This is a genomic window from Dietzia kunjamensis (genome assembly GCF_045689975.1).
GTDB classification, from domain to species: Bacteria; Actinomycetota; Actinomycetes; order Mycobacteriales; family Mycobacteriaceae; genus Dietzia; species Dietzia kunjamensis.
In genome coordinates this window covers 50,846-66,545 of record NZ_CP143297.1, presented here as the reverse complement: position 1 = coordinate 66,545, position 15,700 = coordinate 50,846, and the positions used below count along the sequence as shown (strand labels likewise).

Here is a 15,700-nt window from a genome sequence, read left to right as displayed (position 1 = left end):
CGCATACTGGTCTGACCGTCACGCCCCGGGGGGTCTGAAATGCTCGGTTCCCGCACACCCTCACGCCCGGCCGGCCGTCGCCCGGCGCACCGCACGAGCCGCAGAAGCCGCACGCGCCGCACGAGACTGGCCGGTGCGCTCGCCGCCCTCGCGCTGTCGATCCCCGTCGCCACCGGGGTGGGCCCGGTGCCGGACCGGGTCGCGGACCGGGTCACGCCGGCGGCCCGGGCGCAGGTCCAGCTCGGCTCGCTCGGCGACTACCTGCGCGACCTCGACCCCACCGGCGAGCTTGGGCCGTACGTCACCGAGGCCCTGAACGGGATCAACGGGCCGATCGGCGATCCCGGTCCGCCCGCCGCCGCGGCCGCGCCCGTGACCTGCCGACCCACCGTGGCGCATCCGCGGCCGGTGATCCTCGTCCACGGGACCTTCGACAACGGGGCCGACACGATGCCGCGCCTCGGCGATCCGCTACGCCGTCAGGGCTTCTGCGTGATCGCCCCGACCCTCGGCGCCTACGCGGGCAACCCGGCGCGTGGCGGGCTCGACTCGATCGTCGCCGCATCGGGACCGCAACTGGCCGGGGTGATCGACCACGTACGCGCGGTGACCGGGGCCGAGCAGGTGGACCTGGTCGGTTACTCGCAGGGCGCCGCGATCGCCGGGTACACCACCAAGGTGCTGCGGCCGGGCGCGGTGAACCGCGTGGTCTCCGTGGGCGGGTACTGGGGCGCCGACAACAGCGGCCTCATCCCGAACCAGCTGCCGCGCGAGGTCGCGGCTCTGGGCCTGTGGGCCGCGAACCTGCGGGGACTGGCCGAACTGTCCCCGGGCAGCCCGCTGATCGCCGCCTGGTACGGGCTCGACCGCACCCCGTTCCTGCCCGGCGTCGGCTACACGCTCATCGCCACGCGCGGCGACCACCTGCTCCCGCCCGAGCGCAGCTTCGTCCCCGGTCCGGGCGTGCGGTGGGTCGTTCCCGAGGACGCGTGCGGGGGCCGACCGAACTCGCACGGGGGGATGGCCCTGGACGCGCGCACGCACGCGATCGTCGCCGGGGCCCTCGGCGGCGCCGGGGGGTGCTGACCGGCCGGCCCCGGCGGCGGGGCCGGCGGTCGCCCTGGAGGCGTCAGCGCAGCTCGCGGGAGTGGTGCTGGTAGAGCTCGTAGGCGTCACGCAGCCCGAGGCCGGGGTGGGCGACCCGCAGGCGGCGCACCGCGTCGATCTCCCCGGAGGAACCGCGCATCGCCGCGGCGACCTGCTCGGGGCGGATCGACGCCGCGATCCGGCGGGAGCGTTCCTCGTTGCGCCCGCCGAGCCACCAGCGGTGCGCCGCAGCGCCGAACAGCATGACCGCCATCGCGAGCCACAACAGCACGTCCAACATCGCGGCCCGGCCGGAGAGCACCTGCACAACCACCACCACGAGCGCACCGAGCCCGCCGAGCACGGTGGCCGCGACGTACGCCACCGCCGTCCGACTCCGTGACCGCGCCACGTGGTCGATGGCCGACTCCGCCCGGTCCGCGATCCCGTTGAACGGGTGGGGAGAGGTCACGCGCGACCCCCCTCGTCGTCGGACTCCCGGCCGTCCGCGAGGAGTCGCTCCACCCGCTCCACCTTGCCGCGCAGCTCCCCCGACCGGCCGGGCCGCAGGTCCGCCTTGAGCACCAGGCTCACGCGCGGCGCCACGGCCAGCACGGCGTCCGTGGCGGCGCGGATGACGGGCATGACCTCGTCCCACTCGCCCTCGATGGTGGTGAACATCGAGGTGGTCTCGTACGGCAGGCCGGAGTCGCGGACCACGCGGACGGCTTCCGCGACCGCGCGACTCATGGATGCCGAGTCGTCCGCGGTGGACGTGGGGGCGACGGAGAACGCGAACAGCATGGCATCACCGTAATCCCGCCGGGCCCCGTCGTGCAGATCGGCGGGCCCCGGCGATACCTGGGTCACAGACCCACGTCACACGCCACCGTCACACCCTCGAGACCGTCTGCGGCACACCCGCGGTGTACCCGGCCTCGGCGAGCAACTCCCGCACGCGCGGGATGACCTTGCGGCCGTAGAGGTCGACGGAGGTCATGAGGTCGTCGTGCGGGGTCGGGCCGCTGGCGTACTTGAGGTCGAAGCGGTCCAGGCCCAGCGTGCGGACGGTGGTGGCGATCTTCTGCGCGACCGTCTCGGGGGACCCGACGTACATGGCGCCCGATCGGACCTCGCGGTGGAAGTCGGCCTCGGTCGCGTCGCCCCAGCCGCGCTCGCGGCCGATCTGGTTGCGGTTGACCAGCCAGTGGCGCGCGGACAGTTCGGCGGCCTTCGCGTCGGTCTCGGCGACGAAGCCGGGCGAGTGGACGGCGATCGGCAGGCGCGGCGCGCCCGTCCCCCCACCAGCCGACCCCCCACCAGCCGCCCCGGCGCCCGCGAACTGGGCATTGGCTTCGCGGTACAGGTCGGCGAAGGGGGCGAACCGGCCGGCGGGGCCGCCGATGATCGCGAGCATGAGCGGCATCCGGTAGCGGGCCGCGCGCACCACGGATTCCGGGCTGCCGCCGACGGCGATCCACGCGTTCAGCCCGTGCTCGGTCTTGGGGTAGACGTGCTGGTCGACCAGCGGCGGACGCAGCTCACCGGACCACGTCACCGGCCCCTCGGGCAGCAGCGCGGCGAACAGGTCGAGCTTCTCGCTGAACAGCTGCTCGTACCGGGCGAGATCGAGGCCGAACAGCGGGAACGACTCGGTGAACGACCCACGGCCCAGCACGACCTCGGCCCGCCCGTTCGACAGGGCGTCGACGGTGGCGAAGCGCTGGAAGACGCGGATGGGGTCGTCGCTCGAGAGGACCGTGACCGCCGAGCCCAGCGTGATGCGCTCGGTGCGGGTGGCGATGCCGGCCAGCAGGACGTCCGGAGCGGAGACGGCGAAATCGGGGCGGTGGTGCTCGCCGATGCCGAACGCGTCGACGCCCACCTGATCGGCGAGGACGGCCTGCTCCACGACGTCGCGCAGGACCTGCGCGTGGTGGACGGGCCGACCGCCGCGGTCGACGGTGACGTCGCCGAAGGTGTCGAGGCCGAAGGCGACATCCTGGGTGGAGGGGTCACCGTGGGTGGCGTCGTGGGTGGAGGGCGACGACGACGAGGTGGGCGTCGCGGGGTCGTGTGCGGAGGCTGACGAGTTCATGCGGTCATCATAGTTGATCCGTCATCTACATGGCGGGGTGTGCCGCCCGGGCGCGGGAGGCGCGGACGTACCGGGCGATCATCCGGTCCATCACCCCGGGCGCGAGTCGCTGCAGCCGCCACGTGGCCCGGGCGCGGGCGGGCTCGATCACGAGAGCACGGTTGCGGGCGACGCCGTCGAGCACGCTCGCCGCCAACCGGTCGGGGTCCAGCGGTCGACGCACCCCCTGGCCGTCGAGGTAGAAATGCCGACCGTCGAAGCCGTCGAGTTCACCCTTGTCGAGGATCGCGGTGTCGACCGCCGCCGGGCACACCACGGTCACGCCGACCCCGTGACCGGCGGCCTCGGCGCGCAGGGACAGCCCGAGCCCGACGACCGCGTGCTTGGTCATCGCGTAGCTGGTGATGAGCCCCGCCGGGCACAACCCGCCCATCGACGCGGTGAGCACGATCGCCCCGGCCCCGCGGTCGATCATGTGCGGGTACGCGGCGTGCACGCAGTGGACCACCCCACGGACGTTGACGTCGATGATCGCGTTCCACTGCTCCAGGGTGAGCTTCTCGGTGTCGCCGCCCCAGGTGATGCCGGCATTGGCGAACATCAGGTCCAGCCCGCCCCGGGTGGAGACCACCTCCTCGACGAGGGCCGAGACGGCGGCGGCATCGGTGACGTCGAGGTGCGCCGGTTCGGCACTCCCGGCCCCTGCCGACCCGGCGCCGGGGCCGGACCTCGTCGTCGTCACCTCCTCGGCGACCCGACGCGCGGCGGCGAGGTCGATGTCGGCCACCACCACATGCGCACCGGCCGCCACGAGGGCACGGCAGAGGGCCGCGCCGATCCCGGACCCGCCGCCGGTGACGACGGCCGACGCCCCGGCCGGCCGCGGGCCACGGAGGGCGGCCACTGACCTGGGCGCGGTCACGCGAACGCCCTGGTCGCCAGTCCGAGCACATCCGGGTAGCGGCGCAGCTGGGCGCCACCGTCGATCGCCAGGTCCTCCCCCGTCATCCAGTCCGCGGCGGCGAGGTGGAGCACGGCGCGGGCGACGTCCTCGGCGGTCCCCCGGTGGGCGATCGCGGAGTTCTCGGCGTACTCCTCGGCCAGGCCGGGGATCTGCAGGACGGGCTCGGTGAGCGGGGTGACGAGGAAGCCCGGCGAGACGGTGTTGACCCGCACCCCCCGCTCGCCCAGCTCGAGGGCCGCGACCTGGGCGAGCATCACCAGGCCCGCCTTGGCGGCACAGTAGGCCGCCATCCCCCGGCCGGGCTGCCGCGCGTTGAGCGAGGCGATCGCGACCATCGACCCGCCGTCCCGGACCGCTCGGCCGCCGTGCTTGAACACCAGGAACGCGCCGGTCAGACACACGTCGACGACCCGGCGGAACTCGGCGGTGTCGTGGTCCGTCACCAGGCCCAGCGTGCTGACGCCGGCGGTCGTGACCACCAGATCCGGGGCGGGCCCGGCGAACAGCGCCTCGACCGACGCCTCGTCGGTCACGTCGACGGCGCACGCCCGGTGCGCCGGGCCGAGCTCGGCGGCGCGGGCGGCAGCCGCCTCGGCGTCGAGGTCCCCGATCGTGACCTGCCACCCCCCGGCGGCGAGAGCACGGGCGGTGGCCCACCCGATCCCCGACGCCCCGCCCACCACGACGGCGGACCGGTCGCGCGCGGCCACATCGGAACCGTCCGAGGCGCTGTCGCGGTCAGGGGTGGGGACGTGTGTGCGATCCGGGTCCACGGGGCCTCCAGTAGGGTTGACGGCCGGCCTCGGCGGGGTGGTCCGCCGGGCCGGAGGAAGCTGTTGACGACCGTCAACACGGGCCATAGTGTGATCCGCGCCATAGCTTTCTTGTCGGCGAGTCTGCCTCGCCGAGGGATCCGCCGAAGGGGTTCGCATGACATCGACCTGCACAATCGCCGTGATCGGCGCGGGCATCAGCGGCCTGACGACGCTGAAGATGCTCCGCGACTACGGGATTGACGCGGTGTGCTTCGAGGCGTCGGACCGGATCGGCGGGAACTGGGCGTTCGACAACCCCAACGGCAGCTCGAGTGCCTACCGCTCGCTGCACATCGACACCTCCAAGCACCAGCTGAGCTTCCGGGACTTCCCGATGCCGGAGGAGTTCCCGGACTTCCCCCACCACAGCCAGATCAAGCAGTACCTGGACGACTACGCCGAGGCGTTCGGCCTGCTGCCGTCCATCGAGTTCGAGACGCGGGTCGACCATGCCGAGCGCCTGCCGGACGGCGGGTGGGAACTGACCACGTCGCGAACCGGGTCGGCCGCACAGGCCGGGGCCGGCGGCACGGGCGGGGCCGGCGGCACGGGCGGGGCCGGCGAGACCGAGACGCTCCGCTTCGACGGGCTCGTCGTGGGCAACGGACACCACTGGGACCCGCGCTTCGCCGACTTCCCCGGCGAGTTCACCGGGGAGATGATCCACTCCCACGCCTACGTCGACCCGTGGGATCCGCTGCACCTCATGGACAAGAAGATCCTCGTGGTGGGCCTCGGCAACAGCGCCGCGGACATCGTCGTGGAGCTGTCGTCCAAGGTCATGCGCAACGAGGTGACGCTGTCCACCCGGTCGGGTGCGTGGATCGTGCCCAAGTACATCGCCGGCAAGCCGGCCGACAAGTACTTCGCGACCTTCCCGTACATCCCGTACTCGTGGCAGCGCAAGGCCATCCAGGCGATGCAGCCGATGTCGGCCGGCCGGCCGGAGGAGTACGGCCTGCCGACCCCCAACCACAAGTTCTTCGAGGCCCACCCCACGCAGTCCGTCGAACTGCCGCTGCGGCTGGGGTCCGGGGACGTCGTCGCCAAGGGGGACATCGCTCGGCTGGACGGCCGGACCGTGCACTTCACCGACGGCACCAGCGGCGAGTTCGACGTGATCATCCAGGCCACCGGGTACAACACCACGTTCCCGTTCTTCGACCGGGACTTCCTCAGCGCCGACGCCCACAACCACGTCCCGCTCTACAAGCGGATGTTCACCCCGGGCATCGAGGACCTCGTCTTTGTCGGCTTCGCCCAGTCCACCCCGACCCTGTTCCCGTTCGTCGAGGCCCAGGCCCGGCTGGTGGCGGCGTGGGCGGCCGGCCTGTACCGCACCCCGCCGGTGGCGGAGATGGAGCGGGTGATCGTGGAGGACGAGAAGAAGTACATCGGCCACATGCTCGACACACCCCGCCACCAGCAGCAGGTCGACTACTTCCTCTACGAACGCGACCTGCGCACCCGGGAGATCCCCCACGGTCTCGAGCGCGCCCGCCAGCGCGGCGCCGCCCTGCGTGCCCGGGTGACGGCATGACGCCGGCCGCCCCCTCGGCGACCACCTCCCCGCGCGGCGACCGGCGCCGCGAGGCCCTGCTCGCCGCGCTCGACGACCGGCTGCGCACCACGGCCCTGGACGACATCTCGGTGGCCGACCTCACCGTGTCCGCGGGGATCACCAGGTCCGCGTTCTACTTCTACTTCGACTCCAAGGCCGCCGCCGTGGGCGTCCTGCTGGCCGCGGTCCAGGACGAGGCCCGGGCGGCGGTCGAGACGATCGTGGGCGGCGAGGGGGGCTTCCGCACACGCGTCTCCGGGGCCCTCGAGAAGCTCACCGACCGCGTGTTGGAGAACGCCCACATCTACCGGGCCCTGCTCACCGCCCGCAGCAAGCACGAACAGACCCGGGCGCTGTGGAACGAGGGCCGCCGGACGCTGGCCGCCCCGATCGCCGAGTTCCTGCGCACCGAGCGCACGGCCGGTCGGGCGCCGGACGGCGTGGATCCCGAGGCACTCGCGGTGGGGCTGATCCACATCAACGAGACCGTGCTCGAGCAGCTGGCCTACGACACCGACGGCCCCCGCGAGCCACTGCTCACCGTCGCCACCGACATGTGGGTCCGCTCGGTGTACGGCCGACCCGACCCCGCGGTGGACGCCGCGGCAGACCCAGGGAGAACCGCATGACCAGCCCCGTCGACATCGTCTTCCGGTCCGGATCGGGGCCGGACGCCGCCGAGTGTCGCGGATGGTTCCTGCCCGCCGCCGGCGGGGCGGAGAGCGCCGGTGACGCCGCCCGGGCCAGCGAGGCGGGCAGCCCCTGCGTGGTGCTGGCCCACGGGCTGGGCGGTACCGCGGACTCCGGCCTCATGCCGTTCGCGGAGGCGTTCGCGGCCGCCGGGTACGCCGCGCTCGTCTTCGATTACCGAGGCTTCGGGCGCTCCGACGGCCAGCCCCGCCAGGTCGTCTCCCCCGCCCGCCAGCAGGACGACTACCGGGCCGCCATCGCCGCCGCGGCCGCCCAACCCGGCGTCGACCCGGCGCGCATCGTGCTGTGGGGCTGCTCCCTCGCGGGCGGTCACGTCCTGGAGGTGGCCCGGGGCCGCGACGACATCGCGGCCGTCATCTCCATGATCCCCCTGGTCGACGGGCGGGCCGCCGCACTGGCCGCGGCCCGCCAGCACACGCCCGCCTCGCTCCTGCGGGCGACGGGGACCGCGATCGCCGCCAAGGCCGTGGCGGCGACGGGACGCCCCGAACCGCTGCTCCCCCTCGTCGGCCCGCCCGGCTCGAGCGCGCTACTGTCCCTTGACGGGTACGAGGAGGCCTACACCTCCGTCGCCGGGCCGACCTGGCGCAACGAGGTGGGCGCCTCCATCGGCACCGAGCTGGGCTCGTTCCGGCCCGGCCGGCACGCGGAAGACCTCGTCGTCGTCCCCGTGCTGGTCCAGATCGCCGACCTCGACCGCAGTGCCCCAACGCACGCCTCCGCCACGGCCGCCTTCGCCGCGCGCGCCGAGGTCCGGCACTACCCGGGCGACCACTTCGACCTCTTCGCCGGCCGGCCGTGCCACGACCGGGCCGTCGAGCACGCGCTGCACTTCCTCGAGAGGAACGTGGGCTGACCTGCGGAGTCACGTGCGTCGGCGATGTCGGCGCACGGTTCCACGGGCAATTCCCCCATGGTTGTTGACATGTCATAGAGGTCGGCCTATATTGGGTGACACAACAGTTAAGTGCTCGGCCCCGCCGGCCGGGCAACCCCACCCGAAGGAGTCACCATGACCGCCAGCCTCACCGACCTCACCGGCACCTGGACCCTCGACGACACCCACACCCGCCTGGGCTTCGTCACCCGCCACGCGATGATCACCAAGGTCCGCGGCTCGTTCAACGACTTCACGGGCACCGTCACCGTGCCCGCCGAGGGCATCGAGGGCGCCACTGCCCAGGTCACCATCAACGCCTCCTCGATCGACACCCGCAACGCCGATCGCGACGGCCACCTGAAGTCCAACGACTTCTTCGACATGGAGACGTACCCGGAGATCACGTTCACCTCCACGAAGATCGCCGCCAACGGCTCGGGAGGCGTGGACGTGACCGGTGACCTCACCATCAAGGGCACTACCAAGTCCGTGACCATCCCGTTCGAGTACGAGGGCACCGCCACCGACCCGTTCGGCAACCAGCGCGCGGGCTTCGAGGGCACCACGGTCATCAACCGTAGCGACTTCGGCCTCACCTGGAACGCCACCCTCGAGACCGGCGGTGTGCTGGTCTCCGAGAAGGTCACCCTGGAGATCGAGGTCTCGGCGATCAAGAGCGCCTGACCACTCGCCCGCCACGGCACCAAGGCCCCGTCACCGACCGGCCCCGCCCCACATGGTGCACGCTCGCCCCGGCAATTGCCGGGGCGAGCGTTGCGTTTCTGGGGCGGGGCCTGGGCGGGCGGGGCGGGGCCGAAGCCCCTAGGAGACGACGGCGAGGACCGCGGTGTGAGAACCGTCCGCGTCCTGCCAGGTCGCGCTGAGCGTGCCCGGCGAGCCGATGAGCGGGCGGTCGGCCTCCGCGTCGTTCTCCTCGGACACGATCCGGATGACGTGCAGAACCGAGTCGGAGCCCTGGCGGATCCCGTCGCCACCGCCGCGGATGTTGACCGGCGACGGCGTGATCGTGCCGTCCTCGACCTGCAGATGGTCGGCTGCGGCGTCGCGGTGGCTGATCACCCGGCGGACCTCGGTGACGTAGACCGGATCCGCGGAGGCGTCGTAGACCCAGCGGCGGCCGAGCACCGAGTGCTCCATCTCGCCGACCAGCGCGTCATCGGAGTCGTCGAGCTCGGACCCGCGGTAGGTCACGGGCACGTGGAAGGTGCGGGCACCGTCGGTGAGGAGGAACGACTCCATCCCGACCTCGCCGGCGGGATCGACGAACCGGTAGGTGGTCACCTGCTCGAGGCCCTCCGGGTCGCCGTCGAACCACTCCTGGTGGCGGACCCAGGCCCGGAGCAGGTCCAACTTGCCCGGGTCGAGGACGGCGTCATAGATCTCGGCGGTTCCACTCATGCGCTAAGACTCCCCGACTTCGCCCGGTCCGGCAAACGCGAACCGGGGCTGGTGGGTGTATGAAGAAGAATTCGCGGGAGCGTCGTTCCCGCTGCGTAAGTGGGCAGACCGCCCGACCGTTCCGGATGACTTGTGATACGGATCACAGCCAGCCCGCGGGGGTGGCCGTTACGGTTACCGCCGTATCGCCGGGGAGATCCCCCGGATCCCGATGGAAAGGTGTGACCCCCATGAAGAAGACCATCGCCGTGATCGGTTCCGCTGCCACCCTGTCCTTCGCCGGTGCCGGCCTCGCCGCCGCCCAGGAGCCGACCGACCCGACGCAGGGCGCCGACGGCACGCAGACGGAGATCACCGAAGAGGATCTCGACGAGGTCGAGACCCCCGCCGAGGTCTCTGACATCGCCGCGCAGCTGTGCGGCACCATCTCCGCCTACGACTTCCTCGGCTCCGCCGAGGGCGTGGTGCCCGGCCTGAGCGGCGAGGCGTGCGAGGCCAACGCCACCGCCGCCGTCGCGGCCGCGTTCTCCGGTGACATCTCCGGCGCCATCGACATCCTCCGCGGCATCGACGCCGAGATCCCGGGCGATGACGACGAGACCGCGGATGCCGGCTCGGCCGAGCTCCTCGGCTCGCTGGCCGGCGGTGACGCCGAGGGCGACGAGACCGCCGACGACACCGAGCTGCCCGCGTTCGGCTCCTGATAGCGACTCGCGCGGCGGCTGCGACCAGCCGCTGACCGCATCGCCATCCGACTCGGCCCCGGCCCCCCTCGAGGGAGCCGGGGCCGAGTCCTGTCTGCCCGCCCGGGCCGTCAGCTGTGGTGCTCCGGCGGCTGGGGCTCCGGCGGATGGGCCCCCGCCGCCACGAGGTCTCCCAGCGTCTCGGGGTCGATGTGCCCCGGCTGCTTCTCGGTCATGAACTCCACGATGATCCGCTCGACGGCCGCCGGGTCCTCGACGTGCGGGTAGTGGCCGGTCCGCTCGACGATCGCCAGGCGACTACCGGGGATCGCCTCGTGGGTGGCGTGCCCGTGGGACATGGGGATGATCGGGTCGCGGTCGCCCCAGATCAACTGGAACGGCAACTGCCCGGCCAGGTGCAGTCGGTTGGCCGCCGACACCGCCTGCCCCTTGTTGTCCACGACCGCGCGCAGCGTCTTGAAGAACGTCCTGCGGTGACCGGGTCTACTGAGCGAGTCGTACGACATCCAGGACTCGGTGATCGCGTCGGCCCGGATGCCCAGGCCGGAGAAGAAGCGCCCCACCGAGTTCCCGGCGTTCACGAAGACCGGGGCCGCGCCGATCGTCAGCAGGAGTTCGGCGCCGGGGACGGCCAGCATCCGGAGGATCCAGTTGACCTCCTTGCCCAGGCCGCCGCTGCCGATCAGGACGATCCGCTCGCAGTACTCGGGGTATTGGTAGACGAACTGCATGGCGACGCCGCCGCCGAGCGATTGCCCGATGACCGTGCATCGCTTGATGCCCTTGACAACCAACAGGTCGCGCAGGGCGGAGGCCATCGCGCCGAGCGAGTAGTCGTCGAAGTCGAGTGAACTCTCCCCGTGACCGGGCAGGTCCGGGGCGATGACGTGGAAGTGGGCGTCCAGGCGCGGGATGAGTTCGCGCCAGGTGGTCGAGCTACCGGCCATGCCGTGGATGAGCAGGATCGTCGGCTTGCCCTCGCCGGCACCCGCCTCGCGGTAGGCCAGCTCTCGTCCATGAAGTGTCGCGGTCTGCATAGTGATTCCCCCTCGGGGACGGCCTCCCGCGCCGTATCTCGTCGCAGGGAGCACCTACCGTCATTGTGCGCCCCGCGGGGACGTTCACGCAGTTCCCCGTGTCACATCTGGGCCGAAAACTTCCGGATCAGCCGCCGGTGACGATGCCTGAACAGCGCACCGACCACCATCCGCACCACCGGTCCCGGCAGCACCGTCCGGGGTTCGGCCCGCAGGGTGTCGGTCACCCGGGTCGAGCCGTCGGGCAGGTCGTCGAGCTCCCGGCGGTGCTCCCACACGCGGCACGACCCCAGGCTCGAGCGCTCCTGGAAGTAGCGCGGCGCCTCCATCCCGGTGATCACCAGGTCGTCGAACTCGACCGGGACGATCCCCGCCAGCAGGATCCACGCCCGCCCCGCCGGGCGACCGAGCGGGAGGTCAGCGATCGTCGCCCCCCGCAGCGACCTGGGGAACCGCATCGTCAGCAGCGGGCCGAACTCGTCCGCGACGCCCTCGGCCGTGACGACCCGCGCCCACACCTGGTCCCGGGGCGCGGGCACGACGCTCGAGCGCACGACCACCACGCCGGGGGTCCGAGCAGCGGCCCGCCCGTCACCGCGGCGCATGGCCGCCGGTCCTCGCGGCCGGTTCGGCGGGAACGGTCTCGCCGTCGTGGTCGTTGAGGCGCACCTCGTCGTCGTCGCCGGTGGGGTGAGCCGCGCTGTCGGGCCCGGACACCTCGTCGCGCCCGGGGACCAGGCCCGGCCCGAGGTCCTCGCCGCCGCCGGCCGCACCGCCCCCATCCGCGCCGCCGCCCCGGGCCGCGAGGTGGCGCACGACGGTGTTGGCCATCGCCGTGACCGGCACCGCGAACAGCGCGCCCACGACACCGAACAGGTACGTGCCGGCCGTGACCACGAGGATCACCGCCAGCGGGTGCAGCGCCACGGCGTGGCCCATCAGCAGCGGCTGGAGCACGTGCGACTCGAGCTGGTGGACGACCACGACGATCGCCAGCATCGCGACCGCGATCGCCGGCCCCCGCTCGACCAGCGCCAGGACCGTGGGGATCACCCCGGCGACGAGGGTGCCGACGATGGGCACGAACGACGCGAGGAACACCACCACGACGATGGGGATCACGAACGGCACGCGCAGCAGCAGCGCGCCCAGACCGACCCCGGCGGCGTTGATCGCAGCCACGGTGAGCTGCGTGCGGGTGTAGGCGCCGAGGCTGCCCCAGCCACGGCGGAACGCGGTGTCGACGTGCTCGCGGCTCGCCCGCGGCAGCCACCGGACGAAGAACTCCCAGAGTTTCTCGCCGTGGTAGAGGAAGAAGAACAGCGACACCAGGCAGATGAGCACGCCCGCCACGGCGTCCACGGCCGTGTGTCCGAACTGGACCGCGCCGGCCGCGACCGCCTCGGAGTTCGACTCGATCCAGGCGCGGGCCTGGGCGACGGCTTCCTGCAGTCGGTCCGCGGTGAGGTGCAGCGGGCCGTCCTCGAGCCACCGCAGGGCGGCGTCGGTGCCCGACGAGATCTGGTCGCGCATCCGGGGCACGCCGGTCGCGAGCTGGGTGGTGACCGCCGCGAGCGCGGCGAGGATGACCGCGAGGACCCCGACGACGACGACGAGGGCCGCGGCCGCCCGCGGGACCCGCTCCGGGATGCGGTCCACCATCGGGCGGAGCATGGCCGCGAGCAGCACCGCGATCGCCAGGGGCGCGATGATCACCGACAGCCGACCGACCGCCTGCCCGACGAGCCACCCGCCGCCCGCGATGAGCAGCAGGCACGCCGACCAGCCCGCCGCCAGCACCACCGGGTACGGCAGGTGCGCCCGGTCGAAGGGAGCGGCGGTCGGGCCGGGGGTCGGCGGGCCTGGTGTCATGGCCTCAGGATAAACGGGTGTGAAGACTTCTCAGGCGCTGCGCACCGAACAGCTCACCGCCACCCTCGTCCGACTGTTGACACCGGGAGTGGGCGCCGGGGGCGCGAAGTTTACGTCGGTCCGCGTGGTCGCGCGACAGGTTGCGGACCTCCGCCAGAGGAGCAGAATCGCCCGCACGGCCGGAAAAGCCAGTGCACCCAGAACGATTCTCATCCCGAAGGAGTGCCGATGCCCGACAAGAAGTCCGACTCCAAGTCTGCCGCCCGATCCGCGGCCGAGAAGCTCGTCGACAAGGCCGAACAGTTCGCCGACGACCTGGCCGGCAGCGCCGACGTCGTCCCCGGTACGCCGGGATCGCGACCGCCGACCGTCGCCGAGCCCACCGAGCCCACCAGCCCGCTGCCGCCGAAGGCCGACCAGAAGGGCGCGACCCCGTACGGCCCGACCGGCGCGGAGCCGCCCGGCTCGGTCACCGCCCGCGAGGAGGTCATGCGTCAGCAGGGCCAGTTCCTCACCACCGCCCAGGGCGCGCGCCTGTCCGACACCGATCACTCGCTCAAGGCCGGTCGTCGCGGCCCGGTCCTGCTTCAGGACCACCACCTACGCGAGAAGATCATGCACTTCGACCACGAGCGCATCCCGGAGCGCGCGGTCCACGCCCGCGGGGCCGGTGCGCACGGGACGTTCGTGGCCAACGGCGCCGCAGCGAGCGTCTGCAAGGCCGGCGTCTTCGCCGAGGGCAAGGAGACCGAGGTCTTCGTCCGCTTCTCCACCGTGCTCGGCAACCGCGGATCCGCCGACACCGTCCGCGACACCCGCGGATTCGCGACCAAGTTCTACACCGACGAGGGCACCTGGGACCTGGTCGGTAACAACATCCCGGTGTTCTTCATCCAGGACGCGATCAAGTTCCCCGACGTCGTCCACGCCGCCAAGCCGCACCCGGATCGCGAGATCCCGCAGGCCCAGAGCGCGCACGACACCTTCTGGGACTTCGTCTCCCTGCACACCGAGGCGCAGGCCCACACCATGTGGAACATGTCGGACCGCGGCATCCCGCGCTCGTTCCGGATGATGGAGGGCTTCGGTGTCCACACGTTCCGGATGATCAACGACGCCGGCGAGACCAGCCTGGTGAAGTTCCACTGGAAGCCCCACCTCGGCGTCCACTCGCAGGTGTGGGAGGAAGCCCAGATCACCGCCGGCATGGACCCGGACTTCCACCGCCGCGACCTGGCCGACGCGATCGAGTCCGGCGCGTTCCCGAAGTGGGACCTGGCAATCCAGGTCTTCCCGGACACGGTCGACGAGAACGGCGTCAGCGAGATGTTCCACGGCATCGACCTGCTCGACCCGACCAAGATCGTCCCCGAGGAGCTCGCACCGGTGCAGGTGATCGGCACGATGACGCTCAACGCCAACGTCAAGAACTTCTTCGCGGAGACCGAGCAGGTCGCGTTCCACCCGGGCCACCTCGTGCCGGGCATCGACGTCACCAACGACCCGCTCCTGCAGGGCCGACTGTTCTCCTACCTCGACACCCAGCTCACGCGTCTGGGCGGTCCGAACTTCGGCCAGATCCCCATCAACCGTCCCCACGCCCCGGTCAACGACATGCTCCGCGACGGCTTCCACCAGTCGGCCGACCACGTGGGAGTAGCCCCGTACCAGCCCAACAGCCTCGACGGCGGGTGCCCGTTCATGGCGGGCACCACCGACGGTGCGCTGGTGGAGGTGGCGCAGCAGATCGCCGACGCGCAGGTCGTCCGCGACGCCCCGGCGACGTTCGACGATCACTACTCGCAGGCGACGCTGTTCTACACCAGCCTCACCGAGGTCGAGAAGGCGCACGTCGCCGAGGCGTACACCTTCGAGCTGGGCAAGTGCTACGAGGAGGCCATCAAGATCCGCCAGGTCGAGCAGCTCGCGCACATCGACCATGACCTGGCCGTCACCGTCGCGTCGGGGCTGGGGCTGCCCGCGCCCGCGAAGGTCCCCGTGGCCGAGGTCGTCACCAGCCCGGCCCTGTCCCAGATCGGCAAGGAGTGGCCTTCCGACGGACGCCAGATCGGCATCCTCGTCACGGAGAACTCCGACGTCGCCGCGGTCAAGGAACTCGTGCAGGCCGTGTTCGACGACGACATGGTGCCGCTGGTGATCGGCCCGGTCGGCGGCAGGCTGGGCGAGGGCGAACCCGACGCGACGGTCGCGATCTCGCGGACCTATCAGACGCAGCGGTCCATCGAGTTCGATGCCCTCGTCGTCGTCGACCTCCCCGCCCACCCGCGGACCGACGTGCTCATCAGCGAGATGTGCCGGCACAAGAAGGCCATCGCCACCCTGGCGCCCATCGACCGGTACGTCGACTTCGGGCTGACGTCGGACACCCCGGGCGTGGTCGCGGTCGACGCGGCGGCCGGCGTGCTGCCCGCACTCAAGCCGCTGCTGTCCACCCACCGGGCGTGGGAGCGTCCCGACCCGGCCCGCATCTGACGCAGGGCACGGAGCAGTAGCCGGACACCGTGGGTCGGGGATCGCGAGAGGTCCCCGGCC

16 protein-coding genes are annotated in these 15,700 nt (G+C 72.1%); 7 read left to right on the top strand and 9 right to left on the bottom strand.

All coding sequences use genetic code 11. The features are described 5' to 3' along the window. Positions 1-39: 39 nt before the first annotated feature. The gene (locus VZF99_RS00315) at positions 40-1,086 is read left to right on the top strand and encodes an esterase/lipase family protein (protein ID WP_407335402.1); all 1,047 of its coding nucleotides are present in this window, start codon (positions 40-42) and stop codon (positions 1,084-1,086) included. A 43-nt stretch (positions 1,087-1,129) separates the two neighbouring features. Here the strand turns inward: VZF99_RS00315 and VZF99_RS00310 are convergent, their stop codons facing one another. From VZF99_RS00310 to VZF99_RS00290, 5 genes are all read right to left on the bottom strand, one after another. After that, complete coding sequence (locus tag VZF99_RS00310) at positions 1,130-1,558, bottom strand: hypothetical protein (RefSeq protein WP_069389775.1); 429 nt, start codon at positions 1,556-1,558, stop codon at positions 1,130-1,132. Then, positions 1,555-1,890, bottom strand: a complete 336-nt coding sequence (locus VZF99_RS00305; protein WP_185952012.1) for an MTH1187 family thiamine-binding protein — start codon at positions 1,888-1,890, stop codon at positions 1,555-1,557. The genes VZF99_RS00310 and VZF99_RS00305 overlap by 4 nt, the downstream gene beginning before the upstream one ends. A gap of 88 nt (positions 1,891-1,978) precedes the next feature. After that, entirely contained in the window at positions 1,979-3,184 is a 1,206-nt protein-coding gene (locus VZF99_RS00300; protein ID WP_407335401.1) for an LLM class flavin-dependent oxidoreductase, read from the bottom strand. 25 nt (positions 3,185-3,209) lie between these two features. Continuing rightward, the gene (locus tag VZF99_RS00295; RefSeq protein ID WP_407335400.1) at positions 3,210-4,106 is read right to left on the bottom strand and encodes an SDR family NAD(P)-dependent oxidoreductase; all 897 of its coding nucleotides are present in this window, start codon (positions 4,104-4,106) and stop codon (positions 3,210-3,212) included. Continuing rightward, positions 4,103-4,858: an SDR family NAD(P)-dependent oxidoreductase gene (locus tag VZF99_RS00290; RefSeq protein ID WP_407336153.1), complete on the bottom strand. Its 756-nt coding sequence runs from the start codon at positions 4,856-4,858 to the stop codon at positions 4,103-4,105. The genes VZF99_RS00295 and VZF99_RS00290 overlap by 4 nt, the downstream gene beginning before the upstream one ends. A 220-nt stretch (positions 4,859-5,078) precedes the next feature. Between VZF99_RS00290 and VZF99_RS00285 the strand changes: the two genes are divergently transcribed. The 4 genes from VZF99_RS00285 (at position 5,079) to VZF99_RS00270 (ending at position 8,799) form a co-directional block, all read left to right on the top strand. Further along, a complete protein-coding gene (locus VZF99_RS00285) occupies positions 5,079-6,503 on the top strand; it encodes a flavin-containing monooxygenase (protein ID WP_407335399.1) in 1,425 nt (474 codons plus the stop codon). Next, positions 6,500-7,153, top strand: coding sequence for a TetR/AcrR family transcriptional regulator (locus VZF99_RS00280; RefSeq protein ID WP_325768086.1), 654 nt, complete (start codon positions 6,500-6,502; stop codon positions 7,151-7,153). Before VZF99_RS00285 ends, VZF99_RS00280 begins: the two co-directional genes overlap by 4 nt. Then, positions 7,150-8,091 (top strand): alpha/beta hydrolase, encoded by a 942-nt coding sequence (locus VZF99_RS00275; RefSeq protein ID WP_407335398.1) that lies wholly within the window; start codon positions 7,150-7,152, stop codon positions 8,089-8,091. The genes VZF99_RS00280 and VZF99_RS00275 overlap by 4 nt, the downstream gene beginning before the upstream one ends. 156 nt (positions 8,092-8,247) lie before the next feature. Beyond that, positions 8,248-8,799 (top strand): YceI family protein, encoded by a 552-nt coding sequence (locus tag VZF99_RS00270; RefSeq protein ID WP_407335397.1) that lies wholly within the window; start codon positions 8,248-8,250, stop codon positions 8,797-8,799. Positions 8,800-8,937: 138 nt separating this feature from the next. Here the strand turns inward: VZF99_RS00270 and VZF99_RS00265 are convergent, their stop codons facing one another. Continuing rightward, on the bottom strand, positions 8,938-9,534 hold the full coding sequence (locus tag VZF99_RS00265) for a maltokinase N-terminal cap-like domain-containing protein (protein WP_407335396.1): 597 nt from the start codon (positions 9,532-9,534) through the stop codon (positions 8,938-8,940). Positions 9,535-9,764: 230 nt separating this feature from the next. Here VZF99_RS00265 and VZF99_RS00260 point away from each other — a divergent pair, with 230 nt between their 5' ends. After that, complete coding sequence (locus tag VZF99_RS00260; protein ID WP_407335395.1) at positions 9,765-10,238, top strand: hypothetical protein; 474 nt, start codon at positions 9,765-9,767, stop codon at positions 10,236-10,238. Positions 10,239-10,348: 110 nt separating this feature from the next. Here VZF99_RS00260 and VZF99_RS00255 read toward each other — a convergent pair whose 3' ends face one another. The 3 genes from VZF99_RS00255 to VZF99_RS00245 all read right to left on the bottom strand — a co-directional run bounded on the left by VZF99_RS00255 (position 10,349) and on the right by VZF99_RS00245 (position 13,147). Continuing rightward, positions 10,349-11,275 (bottom strand): alpha/beta fold hydrolase, encoded by a 927-nt coding sequence (locus tag VZF99_RS00255; protein WP_407335394.1) that lies wholly within the window; start codon positions 11,273-11,275, stop codon positions 10,349-10,351. 101 nt (positions 11,276-11,376) lie between these two features. After that, entirely contained in the window at positions 11,377-11,880 is a 504-nt protein-coding gene (locus VZF99_RS00250) for a hypothetical protein (protein ID WP_120286516.1), read from the bottom strand. Continuing rightward, positions 11,867-13,147, bottom strand: a complete 1,281-nt coding sequence (locus tag VZF99_RS00245) for an AI-2E family transporter (RefSeq protein ID WP_407335393.1) — start codon at positions 13,145-13,147, stop codon at positions 11,867-11,869. Before VZF99_RS00245 ends, VZF99_RS00250 begins: the two co-directional genes overlap by 14 nt. 228 nt (positions 13,148-13,375) lie before the next feature. On the opposite strand from VZF99_RS00245, the gene VZF99_RS00240 reads away from it, so the two are divergent. Next, positions 13,376-15,640, top strand: coding sequence for a catalase (locus tag VZF99_RS00240; RefSeq protein ID WP_407335392.1), 2,265 nt, complete (start codon positions 13,376-13,378; stop codon positions 15,638-15,640). The last annotated feature ends 60 nt before the right edge of the window (positions 15,641-15,700 follow it).

Bases quoted from the DNA above. Each gene is read 5' to 3' on its own strand.
- VZF99_RS00275 (WP_407335398.1), top strand. From the start codon at position 7,150: ATGACCAGCCCCGTCGACATCGTCTTCCGGTCCGGATCGGGGCCGGAC.
- VZF99_RS00250 (WP_120286516.1), bottom strand. From the start codon at position 11,880: ATGCGCCGCGGTGACGGGCGGGCCGCTGCTCGGACCCCCGGCGTGGTG.
- VZF99_RS00260 (WP_407335395.1), top strand. From the start codon at position 9,765: ATGAAGAAGACCATCGCCGTGATCGGTTCCGCTGCCACCCTGTCCTTC.
- VZF99_RS00255 (WP_407335394.1), bottom strand. From the start codon at position 11,275: ATGCAGACCGCGACACTTCATGGACGAGAGCTGGCCTACCGCGAGGCG.
- VZF99_RS00245 (WP_407335393.1), bottom strand. From the start codon at position 13,147: ATGACACCAGGCCCGCCGACCCCCGGCCCGACCGCCGCTCCCTTCGAC.
- VZF99_RS00285 (WP_407335399.1), top strand. From the start codon at position 5,079: ATGACATCGACCTGCACAATCGCCGTGATCGGCGCGGGCATCAGCGGC.
- VZF99_RS00315 (WP_407335402.1), top strand. From the start codon at position 40: ATGCTCGGTTCCCGCACACCCTCACGCCCGGCCGGCCGTCGCCCGGCG.
- VZF99_RS00305 (WP_185952012.1), bottom strand. From the start codon at position 1,890: ATGCTGTTCGCGTTCTCCGTCGCCCCCACGTCCACCGCGGACGACTCG.
- VZF99_RS00300 (WP_407335401.1), bottom strand. From the start codon at position 3,184: ATGAACTCGTCAGCCTCCGCACACGACCCCGCGACGCCCACCTCGTCG.
- VZF99_RS00270 (WP_407335397.1), top strand. From the start codon at position 8,248: ATGACCGCCAGCCTCACCGACCTCACCGGCACCTGGACCCTCGACGAC.
- VZF99_RS00265 (WP_407335396.1), bottom strand. From the start codon at position 9,534: ATGAGTGGAACCGCCGAGATCTATGACGCCGTCCTCGACCCGGGCAAG.
- VZF99_RS00240 (WP_407335392.1), top strand. From the start codon at position 13,376: ATGCCCGACAAGAAGTCCGACTCCAAGTCTGCCGCCCGATCCGCGGCC.
- VZF99_RS00280 (WP_325768086.1), top strand. From the start codon at position 6,500: ATGACGCCGGCCGCCCCCTCGGCGACCACCTCCCCGCGCGGCGACCGG.